The 25,399-nt window shown below is 34.1% G+C and carries 22 protein-coding genes and 3 tRNA genes; 13 read left to right on the plus strand and 12 right to left on the minus strand.

The window, feature by feature from the left end:
• Positions 1 to 49: 49 nt before the first annotated feature.
• Positions 50 to 1,132, plus strand: coding sequence for an acyltransferase family protein (locus tag A8B35_RS08085; protein WP_068472230.1), 1,083 nt, complete (start codon positions 50 to 52; stop codon positions 1,130 to 1,132).
• Positions 1,133 to 1,223: 91 nt separating this feature from the next.
• A complete protein-coding gene (locus tag A8B35_RS08090) occupies positions 1,224 to 2,327 on the plus strand; it encodes an aldose epimerase family protein (protein WP_068472232.1) in 1,104 nt (367 codons plus the stop codon).
• Positions 2,328 to 2,439: 112 nt separating this feature from the next.
• On the opposite strand, the gene A8B35_RS08095 is transcribed toward A8B35_RS08090, so the two are convergent.
• The 3 genes from A8B35_RS08095 to sppA all read right to left on the minus strand — a co-directional run bounded on the left by A8B35_RS08095 (position 2,440) and on the right by sppA (position 6,150).
• On the minus strand, positions 2,440 to 3,252 hold the full coding sequence (locus tag A8B35_RS08095; RefSeq protein WP_068472233.1) for a purine-nucleoside phosphorylase: 813 nt from the start codon (positions 3,250 to 3,252) through the stop codon (positions 2,440 to 2,442).
• Positions 3,224 to 4,300, minus strand: a complete 1,077-nt coding sequence (gene lpxK, locus A8B35_RS08100) for a tetraacyldisaccharide 4'-kinase (RefSeq protein ID WP_171973173.1) — start codon at positions 4,298 to 4,300, stop codon at positions 3,224 to 3,226. Before lpxK ends, A8B35_RS08095 begins: the two co-directional genes overlap by 29 nt.
• Before the next feature lie 80 nt (positions 4,301 to 4,380).
• A complete protein-coding gene (gene sppA / locus A8B35_RS08105) occupies positions 4,381 to 6,150 on the minus strand; it encodes a signal peptide peptidase SppA (protein WP_068472236.1) in 1,770 nt (589 codons plus the stop codon).
• Positions 6,151 to 6,278: 128 nt separating this feature from the next.
• Here sppA and folK point away from each other — a divergent pair, with 128 nt between their 5' ends.
• Entirely contained in the window at positions 6,279 to 6,767 is a 489-nt protein-coding gene (gene folK / locus A8B35_RS08110; RefSeq protein WP_068472238.1) for a 2-amino-4-hydroxy-6-hydroxymethyldihydropteridine diphosphokinase, read from the plus strand.
• A 53-nt stretch (positions 6,768 to 6,820) separates the two neighbouring features.
• Here the strand turns inward: folK and upp are convergent, their stop codons facing one another.
• Positions 6,821 to 7,474 carry a uracil phosphoribosyltransferase gene (gene upp, locus A8B35_RS08115; RefSeq protein ID WP_068472239.1) on the minus strand — a complete coding sequence of 218 codons (654 nt, stop codon included), beginning with the start codon at positions 7,472 to 7,474 and terminating at the stop codon, positions 6,821 to 6,823.
• Positions 7,475 to 7,496: 22 nt separating this feature from the next.
• Positions 7,497 to 8,600, minus strand: coding sequence for a DegT/DnrJ/EryC1/StrS family aminotransferase (locus A8B35_RS08120; RefSeq protein WP_068472241.1), 1,104 nt, complete (start codon positions 8,598 to 8,600; stop codon positions 7,497 to 7,499).
• 102 nt (positions 8,601 to 8,702) lie between these two features.
• On the opposite strand from A8B35_RS08120, the gene A8B35_RS08125 reads away from it, so the two are divergent.
• From A8B35_RS08125 to A8B35_RS08150, 5 genes are all read left to right on the plus strand, one after another.
• Positions 8,703 to 9,113 carry a sugar 3,4-ketoisomerase gene (locus A8B35_RS08125; protein ID WP_068472243.1) on the plus strand — a complete coding sequence of 137 codons (411 nt, stop codon included), beginning with the start codon at positions 8,703 to 8,705 and terminating at the stop codon, positions 9,111 to 9,113.
• Positions 9,114 to 9,521: a sugar 3,4-ketoisomerase gene (locus A8B35_RS08130; protein WP_068472245.1), complete on the plus strand. Its 408-nt coding sequence runs from the start codon at positions 9,114 to 9,116 to the stop codon at positions 9,519 to 9,521.
• The gene (locus A8B35_RS08135) at positions 9,518 to 10,465 is read left to right on the plus strand and encodes a hypothetical protein (protein ID WP_068472247.1); all 948 of its coding nucleotides are present in this window, start codon (positions 9,518 to 9,520) and stop codon (positions 10,463 to 10,465) included. The genes A8B35_RS08130 and A8B35_RS08135 overlap by 4 nt, the downstream gene beginning before the upstream one ends.
• Positions 10,466 to 10,712: 247 nt before the next feature.
• Positions 10,713 to 12,158 (plus strand): MBOAT family O-acyltransferase, encoded by a 1,446-nt coding sequence (locus A8B35_RS08145; RefSeq protein ID WP_068472251.1) that lies wholly within the window; start codon positions 10,713 to 10,715, stop codon positions 12,156 to 12,158.
• Positions 12,159 to 12,160: 2 nt separating this feature from the next.
• The gene (locus A8B35_RS08150) at positions 12,161 to 13,066 is read left to right on the plus strand and encodes a hypothetical protein (RefSeq protein WP_068472252.1); all 906 of its coding nucleotides are present in this window, start codon (positions 12,161 to 12,163) and stop codon (positions 13,064 to 13,066) included.
• Positions 13,067 to 13,914: 848 nt separating this feature from the next.
• On the opposite strand, the gene A8B35_RS08155 is transcribed toward A8B35_RS08150, so the two are convergent.
• On the minus strand, positions 13,915 to 15,012 hold the full coding sequence (locus A8B35_RS08155) for a glycosyltransferase family protein (protein ID WP_068472255.1): 1,098 nt from the start codon (positions 15,010 to 15,012) through the stop codon (positions 13,915 to 13,917).
• Positions 15,013 to 15,120: 108 nt separating this feature from the next.
• Here A8B35_RS08155 and A8B35_RS08160 point away from each other — a divergent pair, with 108 nt between their 5' ends.
• Positions 15,121 to 16,410: an O-antigen translocase gene (locus tag A8B35_RS08160; protein WP_068472258.1), complete on the plus strand. Its 1,290-nt coding sequence runs from the start codon at positions 15,121 to 15,123 to the stop codon at positions 16,408 to 16,410.
• Positions 16,411 to 16,412: 2 nt separating this feature from the next.
• Entirely contained in the window at positions 16,413 to 17,306 is an 894-nt protein-coding gene (locus tag A8B35_RS08165; RefSeq protein ID WP_068472259.1) for a glycosyltransferase family 8 protein, read from the plus strand.
• A 5-nt stretch (positions 17,307 to 17,311) separates the two neighbouring features.
• On the opposite strand, the gene radC is transcribed toward A8B35_RS08165, so the two are convergent.
• The 5 genes from radC to A8B35_RS08190 form a co-directional block, all read right to left on the minus strand.
• Positions 17,312 to 18,007, minus strand: a complete 696-nt coding sequence (gene radC, locus A8B35_RS08170; RefSeq protein ID WP_068472261.1) for a RadC family protein — start codon at positions 18,005 to 18,007, stop codon at positions 17,312 to 17,314.
• 105 nt (positions 18,008 to 18,112) lie between these two features.
• Positions 18,113 to 18,184 (minus strand) — tRNA-Glu (locus A8B35_RS08175).
• A gap of 105 nt (positions 18,185 to 18,289) precedes the next feature.
• Positions 18,290 to 18,361: transfer RNA gene (locus A8B35_RS08180), tRNA-Glu, on the minus strand.
• Between the two features lie 14 nt (positions 18,362 to 18,375).
• Positions 18,376 to 18,627 (minus strand): 30S ribosomal protein S20, encoded by a 252-nt coding sequence (gene rpsT / locus A8B35_RS08185; protein WP_068472263.1) that lies wholly within the window; start codon positions 18,625 to 18,627, stop codon positions 18,376 to 18,378.
• A 36-nt stretch (positions 18,628 to 18,663) separates the two neighbouring features.
• Positions 18,664 to 18,735, minus strand: a tRNA-Glu gene (locus A8B35_RS08190).
• Between the two features lie 412 nt (positions 18,736 to 19,147).
• Between A8B35_RS08190 and metK the strand changes: the two genes are divergently transcribed.
• A complete protein-coding gene (gene metK / locus A8B35_RS08195) occupies positions 19,148 to 20,401 on the plus strand; it encodes a methionine adenosyltransferase (protein WP_068472265.1) in 1,254 nt (417 codons plus the stop codon).
• 228 nt (positions 20,402 to 20,629) lie between these two features.
• Here metK and A8B35_RS08200 read toward each other — a convergent pair whose 3' ends face one another.
• Positions 20,630 to 21,529 carry an AraC family transcriptional regulator gene (locus A8B35_RS08200; RefSeq protein ID WP_075602653.1) on the minus strand — a complete coding sequence of 300 codons (900 nt, stop codon included), beginning with the start codon at positions 21,527 to 21,529 and terminating at the stop codon, positions 20,630 to 20,632.
• An 89-nt stretch (positions 21,530 to 21,618) separates the two neighbouring features.
• On the opposite strand from A8B35_RS08200, the gene A8B35_RS08205 reads away from it, so the two are divergent.
• Positions 21,619 to 22,626: a uroporphyrinogen decarboxylase family protein gene (locus tag A8B35_RS08205; protein WP_068472268.1), complete on the plus strand. Its 1,008-nt coding sequence runs from the start codon at positions 21,619 to 21,621 to the stop codon at positions 22,624 to 22,626.
• 96 nt (positions 22,627 to 22,722) lie between these two features.
• Positions 22,723 to 25,197, plus strand: a complete 2,475-nt coding sequence (locus A8B35_RS08210; protein WP_068472270.1) for a sugar-binding domain-containing protein — start codon at positions 22,723 to 22,725, stop codon at positions 25,195 to 25,197.
• Positions 25,198 to 25,399: the final 202 nt, after the last annotated feature.

Consider the following 25,399-nt stretch of genomic DNA (forward strand, 5'->3'; position numbering starts at 1 on the left):
AGAGTTCTATAATTCTATTTTAATCTAATCTTTTTACAAATGCGATGTTATGAAACGATTACTAGCTTTAGATGCTTTAAGAGGATTTACCGTTGCAGGTATGATATTGGTGAATGTTCCGGGTAGTTGGTCGCATATATATGCCCCATTGCTACATGCTAAGTGGAACGGTTTAACGCTTGCTGATTTAGTTTTTCCATTCTTTATTTTTATAATTGGCGTTTCTATTGTGCTTGCCTTTTCAAAAATATTAGAGAAAGGCACCAGTAAGAAATTAATGGTTACTAAGGTTATAAAACGGAGTATTACCATATTTGTCTTAGGCTTAATCCTAAATTTAATATCATATCGCTTTCAAGAGTTTCGTATTCCAGGGGTTTTACAGCGAATAGCCATCGTATATCTTACTGTTTCCTTATTGTATATATGCTGTAAAGTGCAGTTAATTTATATAATCGGAAGCATACTTTTAATTGGCTATTGGTTATTGATGGTTTTTGTGCCAATCCTGGGAGAACCCATAGCTTCTTTAGAACCTGTTACCAATTGGAGCAATTATATTGATAGTTTGGTAATTCCATTTAAAATGTATGGTGGTACATGGGATCCTGAGGGTTTGCTGAGTACATTACCAAGTATTGCATCTGCTATAGCAGGAGTATTTGTAGCTGAAATTATCCGTAAAAATAAGCTAACAATACAAGGTGTAAGATTAATGCTATTAAGTGGTTTGGCTTTTGCAACTATAGGGGGTGTTTGGTCATTTAGTTTTCCGGTTAATAAAAACTTGTGGAGTAGTTCATATGTGATGCTTACGGCAGGTACGGCAACACTTATATTGGCATTATTCATTTATCTGATTGATATGAGACAGAAACAGAAGTGGGTGCAAGTAGGCCTGCATTTTGGATCCAATGCTATTTCGGCCTATGTGTTACATTATTTGCTAATAATTCCACTGTCGTGGATTTCAATAAGCGGCAAATCTATTCAAGAGTGGTTTATGTATGCTATACCCAATATGGGATGTCCGCATAAATTAGCATCGTTTCTATGGGCTATATCTTTTATAGTTATTTGCTATTTGCCAATACGACTGATGTATCAACGTAAGGTTTTTATTAAAATTTAATAGCAATCGCTTTATTAAAAAAGATCCATTCATGTATTATATTTCTTCATTATAATATCTTTGAAACTCATTATTATCTAACACCTGTTCTATGAGTTTTAAAAATATAGCATTAAGTCTATTGGCAAGCTTGTTACTTTTGGCTTGCAGTAATAAAAATAATAGTATATCCGAAAAACATTGGGGAGTTCATAATGGTAAAGCCGTTAAATTATATACGCTTACCAGTAAAACTGGGATGCAAGTAAAGATTACCAATTATGGTGCGATTGTTACCTCTATTATGGTGCCCGATAAAAATGGAAAACGAGGTGATGTAGTGCTAGGGTTCGATAATTTAGAACAATACATAGGTCCCAACCCATGTTTTGGTGCCACTATCGGAAGGGTTGCCAACAGAATAAAGGGTGCTAGTTTTACGATTGATAGTATCCGATATGATTTAACAAAAACAGAAGGCGATAATATATCACACGGAGCTCAAGAATTTAACAAAGCTGTTTGGGATGCTGAGGTAATTAAGGATGATAAGGGTGTAGGTTTAAGCATGCATTATTTCTCTCCAGATGGGAGTCATGGATTTCCGGGGAATGTTGATAGTTATGTAAGCTATATATTAGCAGATAGTGCTTTGGTGATCAAGTTTGAGGCCATTACCGATAAAGCAACCCATATCAATATGACCAATCATTCGTATTTCAATTTGGCGGGTACTGATAAAAAGATCTACGACCATCAAGTACAAATTAATGCGAAAGAGTATACTGCTATTGATGACGAGATTGTGCCCACAGGAGAAATAAAATCGCTAAAGGGAACTGATTGGGATTTAAGCACAATGAAACCACTTGCTGAAAATATTCACAAGCTGAATTATAGAGGCTATCACTATAATTATGTACTGAATAAGGAGCCTCATCTATTGGCTAAGGTTATGGAGGTACAAGAGCCAGTAAGCGGACGAACCATGCAAGTATACACAACACAGCCAGGTATCCAGTTTTATACAGGCAATGCCATATCTGAAAGCATTATTGGTAAATATGGGCACAAATATGGCATGCATTCAGCATTCTGTGTTGAAACGCAACATTTCCCGAATACACCAAATTGCTCTAATTTCCCTTCAACTTTAATTACTCCAGAAATGACTTATGATGAAACGGTGATCTATAAGTTCGGAATAATGGATTGAGATTAATTACCGATGATCATGCTTATTTATGGGGAGCTATGAATTATAGATAAAATAAAACCCGCTACAAAAATAAATTGTAGCGGGTTTGTATTTTGTAAGATAATAATCTTTACATCTGAGCTACTAACTCTTTCATCACCAAAGTCATTTTTGGTTGAGCTGCAGCAGCAACTTCTTGCACTTCTTCGTGTGATATTTCAACTATTTCTCCAGGAACACCTGAGTCAGTAATTATTGAAACTCCAAAACAAGTCATTCCCATGTGTTTGGCAACAATAACCTCCGGAACAGTACTCATTCCAACAGCATCAGCACCTAAAATGCGGAACATTCTATATTCAGCAGGAGTTTCAAAAGTAGGGCCCGAAGTACCTACGTAAACACCTTCTTTAAGGTCTATATTATTTGCTTTACCAATTTCAAAAGCCTTTTGAATTAAAGCTTTGTCATAGGGCTGACTCATATCTGGGAAACGAGGTCCTAGTTCATCAATATTTTTACCAATTAAAGGATTGGTAGGGAACATATTGATATGGTCGTTAATTATCATTACATCGCCCACCACAAAATCAGGATTTAAACCACCACTTGCATTACTTACCATTAGTGTTTCAATGCCCATCAATTTCATTACACGTACGGGAAAGGTAACTTGATCCATTCCATAGCCCTCGTAAAAATGGAAACGCCCTTGCATTGCCATTATTTCTTTTCCTCCAAGCATTCCGAATATTAATCTTCCGTGGTGTCCTTCTACTGTTGATACAGGGAAATTAGGGATATCGGTGTAATCGATAGTGCATTTAATATCAATTTCATCTACCAATCCACCTAAACCAGTTCCTAAAATAATACCAATTGAGGTATTGGTCTTAGAGGTTTCTTTAATGTACTTAACTGATTCTTTTATTTGATCTAACATAATTTAATATTTTATCTTTCAGATCTGATTCTTTATTGTTAATAATTTGTATTTCTATTGGTAAGCTATACATATTTTGAGCCAATTTTGAATTATTTGGTAAAAGTTCACCAAATCGAACAGCGTCTTTCTCGGTTGTTACAATAATGGCATTATCGCCCAAGGTATTTAATTGTTGCTCAATATTGTTAATATCTTTAGCCGAAAAGTTATGATGATCGCCAAACTGCATCAATTTAGTTTCTTTTGCAAGTTGTGATACGTAATCAAACATTAGTTTTGGCTGTGCAATACCCGATACTAACAATACACTTTTATCTGTAATATTTATTGATTGTTTCTTATCCGCAAAAATGGGATAAATATTTTTGTAACCAACGCAAGTGAAAAATATGCTTTGATTTGGGTTTAATGAGAGTTTGCGCTTATAATACTCTTGCTCAGCTATACTGATGTCTTGCGGGCACTTACTAACTATAATAATATTTGCTCGTTTTTTTCCTACGGGTAATTCGCGTAGCTCGCCAACAGGCATTAAATGGTCTTTCCAAAAAGGACGATTGTAGTCCATTACCAAAATGCTAAAACCGGGCTTTACGTAACGATGTTGAAAAGCATCGTCCATTAGCAATACATCGCACTTGGTTTCTAATTTCATTATAGCATCTACTCCTATAACGCGTTGCTCAGCAACCACTACCTGAACTTCAGGAAACTTGTTGTGCATTTGCATGGGCTCGTCGCCAATATCAGACGCGGTTGAAGAAGAATCCGCAATGACCAATCCTTTAGTTTTTCGTTTATATCCGCGGCTCAGAACAGATACGTTATAGGCATCTTTTAATAATTGTATAATCCATTCGGTATGCGGCGTTTTGCCAGTTCCGCCAACGGTAATGTTACCCACAGAAATAATTGGTAAATCGTATTCTTTGCATCGAAAATTACCGATGCTAAAATCAAATAGCAAGTTGCGAATAGATGAAACTAAACCATACAATACGGCAAAGGGTAATAGCAAATAACGCAGATGTTGAATAAACTTCACTATGGTTTTCTAATTAATAAGAAAGTCACAAAAGTACCTATTTGCAGGTGTTTTGTGACTTTTCAAATATTACTTTATAGTTATCTTATTTCGATAGAGTAGGGCAGACGAGCTTGAATTGGCTGAATTTCTTTAATTTGATTCATTAATTTAATCTCTTCGTAATTAACACCCAAAAAGGTTTGTGCTGCAAATGCTTTTGCCTGTGCACCCATACCACTAAATATTTCTTCGAAAGGTGATTTTTGCTCAGGTAATTCCTTAATTCTATACTTCTCTAAACCGGCTTTTTCTTTGGCAATTTCAATAGCAGTATCAATACCCCCAAGTACGTCGACTAGGTTAATATGTGTGGCATTTTCACCACTCCAAACACGTCCTTGACCAATTTCATCAATAGCTTCACTACTTGTGCTTCTTCCTTCAGCACATCGGCCAATAAATACCTTGTAGAATTTTTCAACTGAAGTTTGCATCATGGCTTTCTCATCCTTTCGCATAGCACGGTTAATCATTGGGAAATCGGCATACGTATTAGTTTTTACACCATCAAAAGTCATCCCAAGTTTATTGGTTAACAATTTCTCAGCATTTGGTATCATCCCAAAAACACCAATTGATCCGGTTAAAGTAACCGGACTAGCAACAATTGTATCGGCACAACATGCAATATAATAACCGCCCGAAGCTGCATAATCTCCCATGGAAACGATAACAGGTTTTTCTTGCTGGCATAATTTTACTTCGCGCCAAATTACGTCAGATCCCATTCCTGATCCTCCTGGAGAATTGATGCGAAAAACAACGGCTTTAATACTTGAATCTCTTCGAGCTTTACGAATTGTTTTACTTAGTTTTTCAGAATTAATGCCATCATCAGAACCATCGTCAATACCACCTTCAGCATAAATTACAGCAATTTTATCTTTTGTAAAGCCTTTACTTTTCTTCTTCACTTTTGCCGATTTATAATCAGATAAGGATACTGAAGCTAGATCGTCGTTTAATTCTGTATCAGTTATTTTTTTTAATTCATCAAGTAATTGATCTTTATACCAAAGTCCATCCACCAATTTATTATCCAAAAGAATTTGGTTGTCGTTGAACATAGATGAGTTATCGGCTAAACGATTTAGTGTTTCAATAGAAATACCTCTGGATTCAGAAATCTGCTCTTTCATATAATCCCAAATAGAACCGATGTAAACGCTTGTTTGCTTTTTAGACTCCTTACTCATATGATCTAACATAAAGGGTTCTACAGCAGATTTAAATTTACCATGTTTAAATATTTGCATCTCAACACCTAACTTTTCTAGAGATCCTTTAAAGAAAGTGCGTTGTGAGCTTAATCCTTTATATTCTAACATTCCTTGTGGGGGCATATATACTTTATCGGCAACAGAAGAAAGATAATAGCCTGTTTGTGTATAAATTGGAGCAAAAGCGTATATAAATTTACCCGAATCTTTTACCGTTTTAAGAGCATTTCTGATTTCATCAATAGTTGCAATACCAGCCTGTGGAGTGCCACTTTCTATTACAATTCCTTTAATTCTATCATCGGTTGCAGCCTTCTTTAGGCTTTTTAAAATCTGATTTAATCCCAGTTGCGCTTCTCCGAAAGGAGATTCTCCAATTAATTGAGTAAATGGATCCTCGTTGACACGTTCTTTAATAACGGAGTTTAAATCAACTACCAAAATAGAATTATCCTCAACAGTTACCTCGCTATCACTACTGAGTGACGCAACAGTTAATATACCTAAGAAAAAGAAAAGAACTATAAACAAGGCTGTTACAATAGCTCCAATAGTGGTGAATAATAATCTTCTAAGAAATTTTAGCATAATAAGTTAAGTTATTAATTATCTAACTACTCTTAATAAAAGCATTTAAGAGTGTATTGATTTAAGAAAAACATAAATTTGTACCGAAAGATACTTAATTATTCTGATTATTGATTTAACAAAACTTTATGCATAGAGTCATTCTCCTATTGGGCGGTAATTTAGGCGATATAAAAACTACACTTAAACATGCCAGAGATTTATTATCTAATGAAATTGGTGATGTTATTAAACAATCGAAACTATACGAAAGTGAACCATGGGGATTTGAACACGCGCAAAATTTCTTAAATCAAGTAATTGAAATAGAAACGGCATTTTCAGCTAGAGAATTATTAGATGCTACTCAAAATATTGAGAGAGAGTTAGGCCGAAAGCAAAAAACAAGCACGCATTACGAAGGGAGGTTAATAGATATTGATATTCTTTTTTTTGATGATATAATTGTTGATGAGTCGGATTTAATAATTCCTCATCCTCATTTACACGAACGTTTGTTTACATTACTCCCGTTAAATGAATTGTGGTCAGATTTTAATCATCCGTTATTAAAAAAGAGTATTTCAGAATTAAGCGATGAGTGTGAGGATAAATGTTGGGCAAGAAAACTAAAATAAAAAAGGTTACAAACCCAATGAGCTTGTAACCTTAATATCTTAAAATGGTTTTATTAAAGTTTGCTTCCGTAGGCTAAATCACCTGCATCACCAATACCAGGGATGATGTACTTTTTGTCGTTCAGTTCTTTATCCACTGCACCAACCCAAAGTGTGGTTTTATCACTAGGCATATTGTTTTTAACATATTCAACTCCTTCTTCGCTAGCAATAAGCGTAGCAATATGAATGTGCTTTGGATTTCCTTTTGTTAATAAGGCTTTGTAAGCTAATTCAATAGAGGCACCACTAGCTAACATAGGATCTGTTAGTATTACTACTTTATTTTCAATTGAAGGAGAAGCTATATATTCAATATGAACATCGAAATCACCTTTCTCAGTGTACTTGCGATAAGCTGATACGAATGAATTTTCTGCATCATCGTAATAGTTCAATACACCTTGGTGTAAAGGTAATCCGGCTCTTAATATGGTGGCAATAACTACCTTATCAGAGTATACAAACTCATGAGAAATACCAAGTGGTGTTTCAATATCAACGCTACGGTAATTTAGATCTTTACTAATCTCGTAGGCCAATATTTCGCCCATACGCTCAATGTTCTTTCTGAAACGCATTGGGTCTTTCTGAATGTTTTTATCTCTTATTTCCGCTACAAACTGGTTGAATAACGAATTTTGTTTGTTGAAAATATGGGTATCCATAAAATTTTATTTTGTTGATGTATTAAATTCTAAACTCATTAATGGCTTCGATAATATACGAAACATCCTTGTGGCTTAGGGATGGATAAATGGGTAAGCTTAATACTTGTTTATGAATTTTTTCGCTCAGTGGCAAAGATAAGTAATTATACTCAGACAAAGCCTCTTGCTTATGCGGAGGAATTGGATAATGTATCATACAGCCAATTTCCTTTTCATCTAAATACTTAACTAATTGTTTTCGTTTCGTTGTTTGTATAACAAACAAATGCCACACGTGTTGTTCTTGTTTTTGAACAGCAGGTAAAGTAATAAACGGGTTGGCAATTCCAGAAAGGTATTTGTTTGCAATCCCACGTCTTTGCTGATTTTCTTGATCAATAAATTTAATTTTAGTACTTAATATAGCCGCTTGTATTTCGTCTAAACGTGAGTTAACCCCTTTGTATTTGTTTTCATACTTTTTATCAGAACCATAATTAGCTATTGCTTTTACGGTTGCAATTAATTCTGTATTGTTTGAAACTACAGCCCCACCATCACCAAGTGCACCAAGGTTTTTACCCGGGTAAAAGCTAAATCCTGCTGCATCGCCAAGCGCACCCGTTTTAACTCCCTTATATTTTGCACCAATGGCCTGTGCGTTATCCTCAATAAGTAATAAATTATATTTTTTTGCAATGTTTTGGATTTCACTAAAATCGGTAACTTGACCGTATAAGTGTACCGCCAAAATAGCTTTCGTTTTTGGGGTAATGTCTTTTATAACTTGTTCAGGGTTTAGGTTGTAATAGGTTTCATCAGGTTCAGAAAATAGAGGAATAAGCTTGTTGTTAGTAATGGCAAGTACTGAGGCTATATAGGTATTGGCAGGTACAATTACTTCATCACCATCCTTTAATTTGCCCAATTCTTTATAAGCATTGAAAATTAGTGTAAGGGCATCTAATCCATTGCCAACTCCTATGGCATAATTAGTACCAACAAATTCGGTTAATATTTTTTCGAATTGCTTACATTCTTTGCCTAAAATAAACCAGCCAGAATCGATCACCTTTTCCACGGCTTTCATCAATTCTGCTTTATGTAGGAGGTTTTGTTTCTTTAAATCTAAAAATGGTATCATCAAAAGACACAGTTTTAACGTAACTCTATTAGTTTTGTATCCGAAATTATAATAATATAATTTTGCCAGCGTTCAAAGATATAAAAGAACTCTTTACCTAATATGCAAAGCAACATCAAATACATAGAACTTCCGAAAATAAAGGATCTGAGGGGGAATCTTACCTTCTTAGAAGATCATAATCAAATCCCTTTTAAAATAGAACGTGTATATTGGATTTATGATGTGCCTGGCGGCGAGGCGAGGGGAGAGCATGCTTTTAAAAGCACTACAGAATTAATTATTCCTTTGGCAGGAGGATTTACGGTGGAAACACAAGAGGGAAATATTAAAAGCTCATTTGAGCTAAATGAAACCAACAAAGGAATCTTAATTCCACCTATGACTTGGCGCAAAATAACGAGCTTCATATCCAACAGTGTATGTCTTATTATTACAGATAGCAAGTATAACGAGGATGACTATATTAGAGATTTTGAGGAGTATGTTGAATCTTATAACAAGTTAGTTTAGATGAAATATACCATTGACGATTGCACCATAATCGATATCCCCAAAAAACATTCTGATAGGGGTTCTTTATCCCTTGTGGAATCCAACAATTCTATTCCTTTTGAAATAAAAAGAGTGTATTTCACTTATGATATTCCTTCTGGTGCAGAAAGGGGAGGGCATGCGCATAAGGAATTATTTCAGATAATAATTGCAGCAAGCGGTAGTTTTTCAATCACTATTGATGATGGCCAAAATACTCGTGATATTTTCTTAAACAATCCTTCGAAGGGCTTATTAATTACTCCTGGTATATGGCGAGAAATTAAAAACTTTAGTTCAGGAGGAACTGTATTGGTAATGGCCTCTGAGTTATACAACGAAGATGATTATTATAGAAATTATGATACTTTTAAAGAATTAGTATGATAAAGGTAATAAGGTATACTAGTGATAGAAAAGAAGAATGGGATGATTTTGTGGGGAAGTCTGATATTCCAGTATTTATGTTTTATCGTGATTATATGGAATATCATAAGGATAGGTTTGAAGATTATTCGCTTTTAGTTTATCAAAAACGTAAGATTGCCGCTGTCTTTCCTGCTCATATTATAGGTAATGAATTACGAAGTCATTTTGGGCTTACATTTGGAGGTCTAATTCCAGCTGTTAATAAAAGCTATGAATTTATTAAGGAGGCTTACAACTCAATTAATAAATTCTTATTGTCCTACAAAATCAATACCATTAGAGTAAAATTAACTCCATCCATATATTCAAAAACACAGAATCAGACACAGGAATACCTATATAGAAGATCCTTCAATAACTATTCTGACTTGAAATTGTCAACATGCATATTCACAAAACATCATACATTCCCCAAAAGCAGTATCGAAAAAAGAAAATTGAAACTTAATCAGTTCAAAATAGGATTTTCAGATAGGCTTGAAGAATACTGGAGTATCTTAGAAACTAACTTACAAAAGTTTCACAAAACAAAACCAGTACACTCTCTTGATGAGATTTCATTTCTAAAGAAAAGATTTCCTAAAGGTATTTTTTTATATACTGTCGAAAATAAAACAACTAATAAAATTGACGCTGGTGCCATATTGTATGTATTTAATCATATTGTAAAACTACAATATTTAGCAGCTAGCGAAGACGGTAGAAAAAACAGAGCCTCACATGCCTTATATTATAGTTTTATAAATGAATATAAAGATTCTGTCGATTATGTTGATTTGGGCAATTGTATGGACGACATTAACATTATAAATACTAAATTATTATATCTAAAAGAAAGATTTGGTGCAACATCATATCCAATGATTGACTACAATTATGATACAAGTTATCAATTCCAATAAAAATAGCATATTCGAATATAGTTTTATAATATTTATGTCTTTTCGGTCTTTATTTCTCTATCACGTACGACAACAAATAATTCAATATGCGTGGGAAAACTCAGTGTATATTGATTTTGGTACAAACCTTAACCCTGATGGGACAATAAATAAGAGCCTAATCGAAACTAAGGAAAAGTTTGAAGCTAAAATTTATCCTCTTTATAATTTGCAGACAACAATAAAATAAAACTATAATTGTTAGAACATGCCATTTAATTCAATTGATTTTGCAATATTTCTACCGATAGTTTTTGTTTTATATTGGTCGGTATTAGCAAAAGTAAAACATCAAAATATACTTATTGTTTTAGCAAGTTTCTTTTTCTATGGTTACTGGAATTGGAATTTCTTGGCACTAATAATCTTTAGTATAATTATAGATTATATTATAGGTATTAAACTCTCCTATGAAAACCGTTTGTTTCACAGAAAAGTATTGCTCTCAGTTAGTATACTCGCAAATATTGGAATGCTTGGTTTCTTTAAGTATTATAACTTTTTTATCGGAGCATTTACAGATGCCTTTACATTTTTTGGCTATCAAATAAATGACAATACTTTGGATATTATACTTCCTGTTGGTATTAGTTTTTATACATTTCAAACAATGAGTTATACTATTGATGTGTATAGAAGAAAGGTAAAATGTACAAGGGATTTTATAGCGTTTGCCGCTTTCGTTAGTTTTTTTCCTCAACTAGTTGCTGGTCCTATTGAAAAAGCATCTAATTTACTCCCTCAAATAATAAAGAAACGTGTATTTAATTTACACGAAGCAAACGATGGATTGAGGCAAATATTATGGGGTTTATTTAAAAAGGTTGTAATTGCAGATGGATGTGGTGAGTTAGTTTCAGATGTATATAACAATACACAAAATTTTCATGGAAGTACTTTGTTTTTAGCTGTTATATTATTTAATTTTCAATTATATGGAGATTTTTCAGGTTATTCAGATATAGCTATTGGGACAGCTAGACTATTTGGAATAAAACTACAGCAGAATTTTGCGTTTCCTTACTTCTCGAGGAATATGGCAGAATTTTATCGTCGTTGGCATATATCTTTATCCTCGTGGTTCAAAGAGTATCTATATATACCACTTGGTGGAAGTAGAGGAAGCACGTGGCAGAAAGTCAGAAATATTTTTATAATTTTTATAATCAGCGGTTTTTGGCATGGAGCAAACTGGACCTTCATTATTTGGGGTTTTATAAACGCAGTATACTTTTTACCTCTGATTTTAACAAATAAAAACCGCAGTTACACTAATGTTGTTGCTGAGAATAGATATTTTCCGAACTTAATTGAGTGCTATCAAATGATATTAGTATTTTTCTTAACTGGATTATCTAGGGTGTTTTTTCGCTCGGAGAATATTAATCAGGCATTCTCAATAATTAATAAAATTTTTTCTAAGTCATTATTTACAATCCCTAATATTGACTTTCAAGCCAAAGAGCTCGTTTTTTTCTGTTTAATTATAGCTTTTATATTGGTAGAATGGCTATCTAGAAGACAACAATATGCATTAGAAAATTTCCCTATTATAATGCCTAAAACATTAAGGTGGGCATGTTATTTCTTTATTATTATTATTATTCTACAATTTAATGGAGATGAACAACAATTCATATATTTTCAATTTTAAGTATGAAATACTTCTATAAAAATTGCCTAACTTTTGGTGGAACGATATTTATATTCGGTATTATTTTAGAGATCTATTTGAGAGCATTACCCAATGATTTTAAAATCAAGAAGGAATTTTTAGAGAAACCATATCAGAATACCGAAACTTTAATATTTGGAACTTCGCATGCTTATTACGGTTTAAACCCTACATTGTTTAAACATAGTTGCTTTAATGCCTCGTATATATCACAGACTTTGAATTATGACTGGGAAATTTTAAACAAATATTCAACAAACTTTGAATCTCTCGAACAAATAATCATTACAATCTCATATGCATCTTTGTTTGAGATCCTAGATTGTGGCGTTGAAAAATGGCGCATAAAGAACTACAATATATACTATGGGATTCACACTTCAAAACAGTTAAAATTTAATAGTGAATTAATAGGCAATAAATTATTTACTAACCTCAAGAGGTTTGCTAATCATATATTTTATAATGAATATGCTATAACTTCCTCTGAGTTAGGATGGGGAACAAACTATGGTGCATATAGTAGTGAAAATCTAGAGAAAACAGGATATAGTGCGGCAAAACGGCACACGGTATCTGATTTTCAATACTTAGCTGCTAATAAGCAGACGCTATTGCAATTCGTTGATTTTTGCAATAGAAATAAAATAAGACTTTTACTATTAACCACACCTACCTCTAAATATTACTATGAACATTTAGATAATAGTCAATTAGATAGAATGCAAGAAACAATTCAAGAGCTAAAGAGTATTGGGGATTTAGACTACCTAAACCTTTTAAAAGATAATCGTTTTACTAACGAAGACTTCTATGATGCTGATCATTTAAATAAAGAAGGTTCAATTAAATTAAGCAATATAATTACCGATTATATTAATCCGTAAGGTTATCACTTTCCTTATGAGCACTGTTAGACAGTTGAATTTGCATTTCAAAAACAAAGGCATTCAAAGATTAAAGACTTGGCATGGGAGTAGGAAGCTAAGATTAGGTCAACGATACAAGTAAGTATATTTTTTCTTGATAAAATTAACCTCATTGATATACACTCCTTTAATCATTCTTCGGTTAGTACCAGTTGTATTAAGTTTTATTTTTCATCAAGAAAACCAAGGGCTTTATTGCAAATAAGAAGTTTATCCCAATCTACTACCTATTTTGGGATACACCTTATCTATCAATTAAATTTGCTTCAGAATCATGATCAGGCTTATTTTTTTACAAGGTCGCAGCACATAAAGAAATTCGCTTTATGTTTCCCAAAGCATTCCTGATGCCTTTTGCGTTTATTTCTGTAAGTCAAGATGTACAAACTTGGTTTAAATCCCACAAAACTTTATTGTCGATGGACTCATTACATTTTTGTTATAAATACTCTATGAGTATCATATTTCACTAGTAAAAGTTCTAATGCAGGGCAACTGGTAATACCTATTTATTAAAGAAATTATTCTGACGATATAATAAACATAATATTTAGAGTCCATTTTAATGAAGCGGATAAGCTCCATTGAATATTTCCAGACTTCTATTTCAATAGAACAAATCTTATATATTTTCTTAAAGAAGAATTCATACTTTATAACTTTAACACTAATTTTACTCAGAGGTTTGTACAAACATCCCTGATTTCTTGTACAAGTTGTGTATATAATATTAGGTCCAGAGTTATCAATTCAACTATAGTATTGTATAAATATAATGAGGGTAATAATTGAAATAAACCTTATTTCTACTGGCTTATTTTAGATTCCCAAAAATCAACATACTGCTTTGCAACTTTTATATAGTTGTGATGTTTAATGGAAAATTCTCTAGTCTCCTTAGCTAACGTAAATAAGTCTCTTTTATTCTTAATAAGCTCTTCAAGAACTATAAACATTTCTTCTTCATCAACAGGTAAATTAACAAGTGGCTGATTATCTTCTTCTCCTATTAACTGATACATATATGAATCTGCTCCACCAGCAACTATTAAACCTTTTGACATTCCTAGAACGCCATTTATGCCACACCCATAGGAGTATAGCTGATCCACAAGAACGTGTGAGGAGTCCATCAAATTCTTATATTCATCAAATGGAATGGAATCAACAATTCTAAGTTCAACTTCATCAGGATATGAATCTTTTAATCGCAATAGTACCTTTTCAATTATATCAGTACCTTTAAGCACTCTTCTATATTTATAGTGCCCTAAAAAAAATATTATTTTTTCCGTTTCTTCCGAAATACTGTTACAAAAATTAAATTCCGAAGTATCTATTGGCAAAGGAATAAAGGTTAATTTATCAGAGTATTTTTCTTTGTACGCGATTTCATATTCGGCACAACAAGCTGTTATTCCATCACACTCATTTGCTATCTTTAAATTGAGTTGTTTAAAATCATCGTCCAAACACCTTAAAGTAAATTCTGTAATAAAGTCATCAGCCAACAAGTCTTTGTGCGAAAAAATAGATTTAGAATATTTACCAGTCAAACCATAAGAAACGATAAAATAATCATCCCCATTTGCACCCAAGAATACACTCTTATTAAATCTTTTAATGAATTTATAGAATAACATATTTTTTTTAGGCAAAGCATGTAATGCACATGGGTTAATAAGTTGCACAACATCAAAACCAATAAGCCTATGGATATTAAAAGCAATTTTTAGTACGGATTTAAGTAGACGAAATCTTCCAAAGTTTAAGTCTATATCACGAGGATAATTCTTCCAGCCACATCCTTCAGAGATAACTGTTACTTGATGCCCTTCCTGCCTCAAACCTTCAGCTAAAATAGCATGTAAACCGCTGAACTCTCCAACCAATAATATCTTCATAATCTTTTTATCAAATTCATTGTAATTAAATAAACAGGATGATTAGGCCATATTTAATGAATATTACTTCCAAATTGGTATCTTCGTATAACCATAATTATTGAAACATTGCATAAGTACAAAATATTCACAATACTCAAAAGAAATCAGTTAATAAAATCGGGGCTTCAAAACTCTACACAAGTAATTGTTAGGCTAGTAATAGGAGTATTAAATATTAAAGTCCTTGCATTGTTTGTTGGGCCTTCCGGTATGGCAATTATTAGCCAACTACAAAATTTTCTTCAACTAGGTTCTAACATTTCTGGCCTAGGATTCAATAATGGGATTATAAAATATATTTCATCCAATCAATCCGCTCCCCAAAGACAAAAAATATACTTTTCTAGTGCATTAATAATAATTATTATATCATCTATGTGTACTAGTGCCATAGCACTTATATTCTCAAATAAAATTTCAATTATTCTATTTAATTCATCCGAATATAACAATGTTATAAAATTATCCGGAATATACTTTCTAAGTTCCTCCATTCTAAATGGCTACATTTCATATATAAATGGCCTTCAGCAGATTAAACAATATGTTAATATCAACATATTAATTTCCACTTCCGGTTTTATAATAGGGCTATTAGCTGCATATACATTAAACCTCGATGGATTATTATGGGCACAGATATTCTTAGTTATATTCCCTTTGACACTTAATATCCCAAGATTAGTAAAGCTATTAAATACACAAAAAATAGCATTCTCAAAAAAAGCCCTAAAAAATTTAAGTAAATATAGTTTTATGGCATTAGTTGCAGGTATCTTAACTCCGGTATCTCAAACTGTGATCCGTACAATTATTACGTCCGACTCATCGTGGGAATCTGCCGGAATATGGGATGGAATGAACAAAATAAGTTTCAGTTATATTTCATTCGTTACAATGTCTTTTACTTATTATTTTCTACCTACCTTTTCTAGTTTAAAAACAAATAGGGATATTATTAAAGAGGTTCATAAGTCATTAATAACATTAATTCCTTTTTTAATAATAGGAGGAATATCGTCATTTTTACTTAAAAGGCACATTGTTAATATATTATTTACAGAGTCATTTAGTCTTATGTATACATTATATATTTGGCAAGTAATAGGTGATTTCTTTAAAATATTAGCATGGGTAATAGGTTTTTTATTTATTGCTCGAGAAAATATTAAAATCTTCATAATTACAGAAATCATATCAGGTATTCTGATGATAAGTTTAGCCAAGATATTAATATCACTAAAAATGCCCTTAAATTTATACTATGCTATTGAAAATGGAATATATTTTATTCTAATGTACACTTGCTTCTTCTTCATATATATTAAGAATAATAAATCAGATATCATCAAATAGTTATGAATATCCCAATAGTTTTTAGTTTTGATAATAAATTTACAATTCCTGCAGGGGTTTGCATTACATCTCTTTTGAAAAACACCAAAGAGGGTGTTTATTATACTATATATATATTATACTCTTCTAGTCGATTAAATAAGACAAACATTAATAAAATAACATCTATACAGAATAAATACACTAATTGTTCTTTTAATTTTATCGATGTTAAAAATAGCTTTCATAACAGTTACGAAGTTAGAGATGTAACAATTGAAAGTTATTATAGATTACTTATCCCTACAATTCTAGGCGATATCCCAAAGGTTATATACTGTGATGTTGATGTTATTATTAATAAAGATATTTCTGACTTATTTGCACTTGACATTTCTGGAAAATCAATTGCAGGAGTACAGGAACACCCTAACTTTCAGAATAAAACACAAATTAAATACATACACAAATTAAACCTTAAGCCTAGCTGTTATATAAATGCAGGCGTCCTTCTATTTAACAATACAAACATTAACAGCAAATATGATTATAAAAAAACCATAAAAGAAATGAGTGTCAAAAAGTTTAAATTTCAAGATCAAGATATATTAAATATTATATTCCAAAATGACATATACTTTCTTCCTAATAAGTATAATTACACTTTAACTAGTATAGAGCAAGGCGTTTTAATTAAAGAACCCTCTATATTCCACTATATCTTAGCTAAACCTTGGAATGAACCTAAACTTTTTGGAGACCTTTGGTGGGAATATTACAAAAAATCAATCTTTTTTGATGAGGATTTTTATTGCAACTACCTGTATAATAATCTTGAACTAAGCAGGCATATAAGATTTGGGAAGATTCTGCAAAGAGTCGGAGTTTATAAAATGATTGATTTCCTTAGACGTTAACTTTCTCAAACCTCCCCCTCATCACTAAAACTATAATACCCATTATCCGTAACAATAATATGATCCAACACTGGAATATCCATAACTTTACCTGCCTCCTTTAATTTATTGGTGATCGTTTTATCTTGAGGGCTAGGGTTGATATTACCAGAAGGATGATTGTGGCACAATATAATTGAGCTTGCCAACTGATCTAATGCGGTTTTCATAATTAGGCGGGTATCAATTACGGTTCCGGATATTCCACCTTGGCTAATTTTGTTTGTTGATATAACTCTATTAGCTCTGTTTAAAGTAATAATCCAAAATTCCTCATGGGGGAGATCCGCTAAAATAGGGTGCATTAATTCATACACATCATTGCTAGAATTAACTTGGGGTTTTACGCGAATCTCACTTTGTTTACGGCGCTTTCCAAGCTCAAGAGCTGCTACTATCGAAATTGCTTTCGCTTCTCCAATTCCTTTAAAATTACTCTGAAGGTATTCAATCGACTGTTTTCCAAGCTCGTTTAAATTATTATCAACAGACTGTAAGATACGTTTTGATAATTCGACCGCTGATTCATTTCGATTACCTGACCCAATTAGTATGGCAATTAATTCAGCATTTGAAAGGCTTGTAATTCCTTTTGCAATTAGTTTTTCGCGTGGGCGATCTTCTACAGCCCAACTTTTTATGCTTAGCTTTTGATAATCCATTTGAGGTTAAAGATTAGTGAATCATCAAGATATAAAACTAATACGATTCCCTCAAAAACTATGGCATAAAAAAAGCTTCCATGAATGTATCATGAAAGCTTTATGTAGTCCGTAGGGGAATCGAACCCCTGTTACCAGGATGAAAACCTGGCGTCCTAACCCCTAGACGAACGGACCGAACAACTGTATTTCAGTTTTTATTTACATCTATTAATTAGATTAATAGATATTACAATTCCAATATAAAAAATCCTATAACTTATATAGAATTCATTATGTATGTAGTCCGTAGGGGAATCGAACCCCTGTTACCAGGATGAAAACCTGGCGTCCTAACCCCTAGACGAACGGACCGAGCTAAACTGTAATTACAGTTTATTGATATGCTTAGCTAACTTAGATTTTAAGTTAGACGCCTTATTCTTATGAATAATGTTTCTTTTGGCTAACTTATCAAGCATAGATGCAACTTTTGGGAACATCTCTGCAGCAGCTTCTTTTTCACCTGCATTACGCAAGTTTTTTACTGCATTACGAGTAGTTTTTGCATAGTACTTATTGTGTACTCTTTTTTTCTCTGCTTGACGAATTCTTTTTAACGCCGATTTATGATTTGCCATCTGTCGTTTGTATTTATGACCTAACTTTTTTACTTGTAGTCCGTAGGGGAATCGAACCCCTGTTACCAGGATGAAAACCTGGCGTCCTAACCCCTAGACGAACGGACCTTGTTTGCATGGAAGAGATACTCTCTGTCTCAAATGCGGATGCAAAGATATAGCAAATTCCTTTACCTCCAAATAATTCTTGTAAAAAAACTCAAGGTTTTTATTTCGCACTCTAGCTATCAATAATTTAGGATAGTAAAAAAAATATTCTCAGTTGTTATATCTCTATAAATTACGATAAAAATCGACTTTATTGTTGAGGATAAAACGAAACTTTTGTAGTTTTGCGTCAGAAATTTTCGGATAGTGGATGGATTTGACTGATTGCAACCACTTAAAAAAAGTGCTAAAATGGCTTCTTACCTTTTTGCTATCCTATTATTCACATTATCTATATTATTCTACATATAAACAATATACAGTATATAGGAGTTTGATGTTAGGAATATAATGAGATTAAAATTAAAATATTATGGCATATTTATTTACGTCTGAGTCAGTATCTGAAGGGCACCCTGATAAAGTAGCTGATCAAATTTCAGATGCATTACTCGACAACTTTATTGCATTTGATGCAGATTCAAAAGTGGCTTGTGAAACTTTAGTAACCACAGGACAGGTTGTTTTGGCAGGGGAAGTACGTTCAAAAACTTATGTTGATGTACAGGAAGTTGCACGAAGAGTGATTAACAAAATTGGTTATACCAAAAGTGAATATCGTTTTGATGGCGACTCTTGTGGTGTGCTTTCTGCTATTCATGAGCAATCAGCAGATATTAACCAAGGGGTTGATAGAGCTGAAAGAATGGAGCAAGGTGCCGGTGACCAAGGTATGATGTTTGGCTACGCATCGCGCGATACAGATAACTATATGCCTTTGGCTTTAGAGATTTCGCACCAATTGTTAATTGAGTTAGCAGCTATTCGTAGAGAAGGGAAAGAGATGACTTACCTTCGTCCGGATTCTAAAAGTCAGGTTACTATTGAGTATAGCGATGATAACCAACCGCAACGTATTCATACTATTGTAGTATCTACACAGCACGACGACTTTGATGAAGAGGCAACAATGTTGGCAAAAATTAAAGACGATGTTCAGAATATATTAATACCACGTACCAAAGCTTTATTGCCAGAACGCGTTCAAGCTTTGTTTAATGATACTATTATATTACATGTTAACCCAACAGGTAAATTTGTAATTGGTGGTCCGCATGGCGATACAGGTTTAACCGGTCGTAAAATTATTGTGGATACTTATGGAGGAAAAGGTGCACACGGTGGTGGTGCTTTCTCTGGAAAAGATCCATCGAAGGTAGATCGTTCTGCTGCTTATGCTTCGCGCCATATTGCGAAAAATGTTGTGGCTGCTGGTTTAGCTGATGAAGTTTTAGTTCAGCTAGCCTACGCTATTGGTGTTGCTGAACCGGTTGGTGTTTTTGTTGACACTTATGGTACTGCTAAAGTAGTATTAAGCGATGGCGAAATTGCAGAAAAACTTAAATCAATATTTGATTTACGTCCGGCTGCTATTGAAGACCGCTTAAAGCTTCGTAACCCTATTTACGAGGAATCGGCAGCATATGGCCATATGGGTAGAAAACCAGAAGTGGTAGTTAAAGAAATTGAATCGCCTTATTTTGGTAAAAAGAAATTTGAGGTTGAGCTATTTACCTGGGAGAAGTTGGATTATGTGGATGCTATAAAGGAAGCTTTCAAGTTGTAATATAATTACTTCTATATAATATTATATAAAGACTGCCCTAGGGTGGTCTTTTTTATTTCCCTCGCTTGTGTTTTTTTTTGCAGCGCCCAGATAGTAGCGGCAGCCCAATGTAATGGGGCTTTAGTTTGACTTGTTTGGCGGATGCGACTTTAGGAGCACACGTACAAGCTAGACAAACTTATGGCACATTGCAGTGGCTATAGCGAATAGCTGGATAAAGCGCCATTATTATTGTGTACTCCTTAATTGCTTCTTTTTAAATACCAATGGCGAAACGCCTGTTAGTTTTTTAAACACCTGATTAAAATAAGCGATGGATACAAAGCCGCACTCAAAGGCGATTTCTTTAATGGGCATTTCGGTGTTTAGTATATATTTTTGTGCCAGATTAATTCGTAAATAATTTACGTAAACCGAGAAGGTTACATTGGTGTGCTTTTTGAAAAACCGGCAAAAGGAAGTCACTGTCATGTCAACATCACTTGCACACGATTCAATGGTAATTTCTTCTTTAAAACTGCGCATAATATAGTTATGCACCTTGGTCATTTTATCATTCTTGAATATCTGGCGCTGGTGGTAGTGTCCTGAAGCCAAAACTTCATATTCGGTATTATATATTACGTCGAGCATTTTTATGAGTAGCAAAAGTTGCTCAATGGGTTTCTGATAAATCATATTGGTCATTACCGAAACTATATATTCCTTATCCTTTCCTGTAACTTTTACGCCTCGCTCTGATTTGTGCAAAATGGTACGAATACTTTTTAGCTCGGGTATTTCAATAAAATTGGTTCCGAATACACTTTTCTTAAACTGGATGTAGATAGATTCGCAGGTTTCATCGTTATTGGGCTGCAGATAGGATTGATCCGAAATCCAGGCATGGGGTAAATTAGCGCCCAGTAATACCAAATCGCCTTCTTCAAATTTCTCAAAGTGATCGCCAACCATGCGCATGCCGTGGCCTTTGGTAATTAAAAGTAACTCAAACTCGGGATGGTAATGCCATGGGCGTTCGAAAAAGGCCGATTCATATTTCCCTACTTTAAAGGAAACACTTTGTGACACTTCTACCTTCTCAAACTCGGCATAACTAACATTATTTTCTCTATGTATGTACGACATGATAATATAACTAAAGTGTTGGCAATATAACTTAAATATTTTTAACATCAATGCCCTAAAATTGTAGGACAGATAAAAATCTAGAATCCATGACAAAAAGAGAAGTAGTAAAAATGGTTTTGGATGGTAAAAAGCCTCCTTATGTACCATGGTCTTTTAAATTTACAGAAGAACCAAAACAAATGCTTCAAGAGCATTATGGCGTTGATGATCTTGATCCTGTTTTAGGAAACCACATATTAAACTTAGGTAGTGATATTGGTTTTTTTGAAGAAGTTGAACCCGATATGTTTCAGGATGTATTTGGTGTAATTTGGGACAGGTCTATTGATAAAGATATTGGCGATGCCAGTGCTCCCTTTGTAATTAGCGAACCTTCGATGGAAGGCGTGAAATTCCCAGATCCGCACGATCCACGTTTTTTTGCCAACATAGAACCTGAAATAGCAAAGAAGCCCGATTTATTTCGTGTGTTTCAAATTGGGTTTAGCTTATATGAGCGTGCTTGGAGTATGCGCGGTATGGAGAATCTGCTGATGGATTTTATGATGTACCCCGATTTTGTACATGAGTTATTTACAAAAATTGCCGACTACAATATTGAGCAAATTAAAAAGGCAATGGAGTATGATATTGATGCAGTTTACTTTGGCGATGACTGGGGGCAACAACATGGTTTAATTTTCGGATACGATACGTGGAAAGAATTTGTGTATCCACAGCTTAAGCGTATGTACGGTTTTGCGCGTGATAACGGAAAATATGTGATGATTCACTCTTGTGGAGATGTGGACGAGTTATTCCCTGATTTAATTGAGTGTGGTTTAAATTGCTTTAACCCATTTCAGCCAGAGGTAATGGACATTAACGAAATATTACCAATGTACCAAGGTAAATTGGCTTTCCATGGTGGTTTATCAATGCAAAAAACTTTACCATTCGGTTCTGTTGAAGATGTTGAAAGAGAATCTAAAGCACTAATCGACTTGGGTAAAAATGGCGGATATATTTTCTCTCCATCTCACTCGGTAGAAAGTGATACCACTAAGGAGAATATCCTGAAATTTATTGAGATAGCGCAAGAACAACTAAAATAACACCTATATAGTATCGAGAATACAGCCGTATTCTTGATACTTAATTTATAGATTGAGCATACAAAATATTGGCACACATCTATTTATTTTTTGATTATGAAAAGCACCCTTTGCACGGCACTTATATTACTATGTCTTTCTGCAGTAACCTTGGCACAAGGCCCAAGATCGACTGAAGATTTTAACTTCGACTGGAAGTTTTTACTAGGCGATGCGCCTGAGGCAGTGAAGCAAAACTTCGACGATTCGGCTTGGCGCACCTTAAACTTGCCACACGATTGGAGCATAGAGCAATCGTACACTACAGAAAAAACATCAGGTTCTACCGGATTTTTACCAACAGGCATTGGTTGGTATCGTAAAACATTTGAAGTGCCAGCCAATTGGGAAAATACCGTTACCAATATTGAGTTTGACGGCATATATAACAATTCGGAGGTGTGGATTAACGGGCATTACCTGGGCAAAAGACCTTATGGTTATAGTGTGTTTGGCTACGAATTGAGCGCGTACCTTAATTATGGTGGATCAAATACCATAACTGTAAAAGTAGACCATGAGCAGTTTGCCGATTCGCGTTGGTATACCGGCTCAGGCATTTACCGTAATGTGCGCTTAATTAATACAGCCACAACTTATATTCCTCAATTCGGTGCATGGATAGAGACTCCTCTAGTTAGCGAAAAAAAAGCCACAGTTGATATTCATACTGTAGTTAAAACCACCAACAAAAAACTAAGCAATGCTTCGGTAAAAGCAATCATTAAAGATGGTACCGGAAAAGTAATTGCACAAAAGAAACTAAAATGTGCCTTAGCTCAGTTAGATACTTTTAAGGTATCCATAGCACTGAAGAACCCAAAGCTTTGGAGCATAGAAACACCAAACTTATATACTGCCGAAATTGAGATTATTGATGGAAAAACAGTAGTTGATAACTATAGCACAGACTTCGGAATACGTTCAATTCGCTTTGATGCCAACACTGGGTTTTACTTAAATGAGAAGCCTGTTAAAATGAAAGGTGTTTGCTTGCATCACGATGCGGGTGCTGTAGGTGCCGTTTTTATTAAGGATGTATGGGCACGCCGATTAAATACGCTCAAAGAAATTGGTGTAAACGCCATTCGTTGTTCGCATAATCCTGCCGATCCAGGCCTATTAAAGCTTTGCGATGAAATGGGCTTTTTGGTAATTAACGAGGCTTTTGATGAGTGGAAGCGCAATAAGCAAAAATGGAATACCTCTCGTTTTGCAAAGGATGTATTGCCTGAGAACCATGTAGGATATGGCGATATATTTGAAGAATGGGCCGAGCGCGATGCCAAAGATATGATACGTGCCACGCGCAATCATCCTTCTATTATTATGTGGAGTATGGGTAACGAAATTGAGTGGACTTATCCTTACTACTGGAAAATGGAGAAGAGTACACAAGGCCTAGACAATCAAGTGCTGATAGAAGAAACAGGAAGTGATGTAGACGAACTAAAGGAAACGGCCGAATTAATTCAAAAATGGTTTAAAGAAGTGGATACCACACGTTTTGTAACCACAGGTGGCGTATTGCCAAAGGCCGGAAATATGACAGGCTACTTTGATGTACCTGATGTAATAGGATACAACTACCGTGCTATTAACTACGACGAGGATCATAAAAATTACCCAAATAGAATAATGTATGGTTCTGAAAATTGGGGAACCTATCAAGAGTGGAAAGATATTAGAGATCGTGATTTTATGTCGGGTATCTTTTTATGGACAGGTATTGCCTATCTCGGTGAGTCAGGCCCTTTTCCTTGGAAAGGGTTAGAGATTTCGCTGCTCGACTTTTGCGGATTTTATACTCCACGCGGTCATTTCTTCCGCACGCTTTGGAGCGATAAACCGTATACATATTTAGCCACCAAACATGCAAAAAAGGCACAATGGATTTATAGCGATGGCAAATGGGTGGACAATCGCGTACATAATTGGCTAGATAAATGGTTGTTCGACGATGTGGAACAAACCTGGAATTACAAGGATGGCGACTCTGTATTTGTTGAGGTGTTTAGTAATAGTCCGCAAGTAGAGCTATTTGTTAATAATAAAAGCTATGGCATAAAAAGCCCTGCCGACTTTGAAGACAATATTGTAAAATATTTGGTTCCCTATGCAGCTGGCGAAATTAAAGCAGTGGGTATAAATCAAGAAAAAGCAGAAAGCGATTATGCCATTAAAACCGCAAAGTGGGTGGGCAAAATTGTACTAAAAGCCGATAAAACACAAATGAAAGCCAATGGCTACGATGTGGTTCACATAGAGGCCTTTGTTCAAACCAAGAATGGCGATTTAATTCCTGATTTAGATTATCAATTTGTTTTTAATGTAGAAGGCAATGGCGTTAACATAGGCGTTGATAATGGTTGGGATAGAAATGTGCAAAAACACAAATCGAATTACATTACCACTCACAATGGTAGAGCCATGATGTTGGTACAAAGCACCCGCGAAGCTGGCGAAATAAAAGTATCAGCTAAATCAGGAAATTTTGAATCTAACGAGATCATTATAAAAACTGTTGAATAGAATATAAGCAAAAGCTAAGCGCCATTTTTAGTTGGCCTCTTTTAAAATCGCTTTTGTTTTAATGAGTGCTTTAGTAAGACCAAGAAGTTGAGAGCTTCGCTCGAAAATCACTTGGCCGCACTTAAGCAGGAATTAAATAAGAAAGTGATGTTAAAAGCAGCCTTGATTTTCTTTGCTTACTTTCTTTTATCAAGAAAAGAAG

This window comes from Saccharicrinis aurantiacus (genome assembly GCF_001660705.2).
GTDB classification, from domain to species: Bacteria; Bacteroidota; Bacteroidia; order Bacteroidales; family Marinilabiliaceae; genus Saccharicrinis; species Saccharicrinis aurantiacus.

What these genes read in the sequence shown, in the direction of transcription:
- rpsT (WP_068472263.1), bottom strand. Translation starts at nt 18,627, where the DNA reads ATGGCAAATCATAAATCGGCGTTAAAAAGAATTCGTCAAGCAGAGAAA.
- radC (WP_068472261.1), bottom strand. Translation starts at nt 18,007, where the DNA reads ATGGATTATCAAAAGCTAAGCATAAAAAGTTGGGCTGTAGAAGATCGC.
- A8B35_RS08165 (WP_068472259.1), top strand. Translation starts at nt 16,413, where the DNA reads ATGAATATCCCAATAGTTTTTAGTTTTGATAATAAATTTACAATTCCT.
- upp (WP_068472239.1), bottom strand. Translation starts at nt 7,474, where the DNA reads ATGGATACCCATATTTTCAACAAACAAAATTCGTTATTCAACCAGTTT.
- A8B35_RS08155 (WP_068472255.1), bottom strand. Translation starts at nt 15,012, where the DNA reads ATGAAGATATTATTGGTTGGAGAGTTCAGCGGTTTACATGCTATTTTA.
- folK (WP_068472238.1), top strand. Translation starts at nt 6,279, where the DNA reads ATGCATAGAGTCATTCTCCTATTGGGCGGTAATTTAGGCGATATAAAA.
- A8B35_RS08205 (WP_068472268.1), top strand. Translation starts at nt 21,619, where the DNA reads ATGACAAAAAGAGAAGTAGTAAAAATGGTTTTGGATGGTAAAAAGCCT.
- A8B35_RS08135 (WP_068472247.1), top strand. Translation starts at nt 9,518, where the DNA reads ATGATAAAGGTAATAAGGTATACTAGTGATAGAAAAGAAGAATGGGAT.
- sppA (WP_068472236.1), bottom strand. Translation starts at nt 6,150, where the DNA reads ATGCTAAAATTTCTTAGAAGATTATTATTCACCACTATTGGAGCTATT.
- metK (WP_068472265.1), top strand. Translation starts at nt 19,148, where the DNA reads ATGGCATATTTATTTACGTCTGAGTCAGTATCTGAAGGGCACCCTGAT.
- A8B35_RS08090 (WP_068472232.1), top strand. Translation starts at nt 1,224, where the DNA reads ATGAGTTTTAAAAATATAGCATTAAGTCTATTGGCAAGCTTGTTACTT.
- A8B35_RS08125 (WP_068472243.1), top strand. Translation starts at nt 8,703, where the DNA reads ATGCAAAGCAACATCAAATACATAGAACTTCCGAAAATAAAGGATCTG.
- A8B35_RS08085 (WP_068472230.1), top strand. Translation starts at nt 50, where the DNA reads ATGAAACGATTACTAGCTTTAGATGCTTTAAGAGGATTTACCGTTGCA.
- A8B35_RS08150 (WP_068472252.1), top strand. Translation starts at nt 12,161, where the DNA reads ATGAAATACTTCTATAAAAATTGCCTAACTTTTGGTGGAACGATATTT.
- A8B35_RS08210 (WP_068472270.1), top strand. Translation starts at nt 22,723, where the DNA reads ATGAAAAGCACCCTTTGCACGGCACTTATATTACTATGTCTTTCTGCA.
- A8B35_RS08200 (WP_075602653.1), bottom strand. Translation starts at nt 21,529, where the DNA reads ATGTCGTACATACATAGAGAAAATAATGTTAGTTATGCCGAGTTTGAG.
- A8B35_RS08120 (WP_068472241.1), bottom strand. Translation starts at nt 8,600, where the DNA reads ATGATACCATTTTTAGATTTAAAGAAACAAAACCTCCTACATAAAGCA.
- A8B35_RS08095 (WP_068472233.1), bottom strand. Translation starts at nt 3,252, where the DNA reads ATGTTAGATCAAATAAAAGAATCAGTTAAGTACATTAAAGAAACCTCT.
- A8B35_RS08130 (WP_068472245.1), top strand. Translation starts at nt 9,114, where the DNA reads ATGAAATATACCATTGACGATTGCACCATAATCGATATCCCCAAAAAA.
- A8B35_RS08145 (WP_068472251.1), top strand. Translation starts at nt 10,713, where the DNA reads ATGCCATTTAATTCAATTGATTTTGCAATATTTCTACCGATAGTTTTT.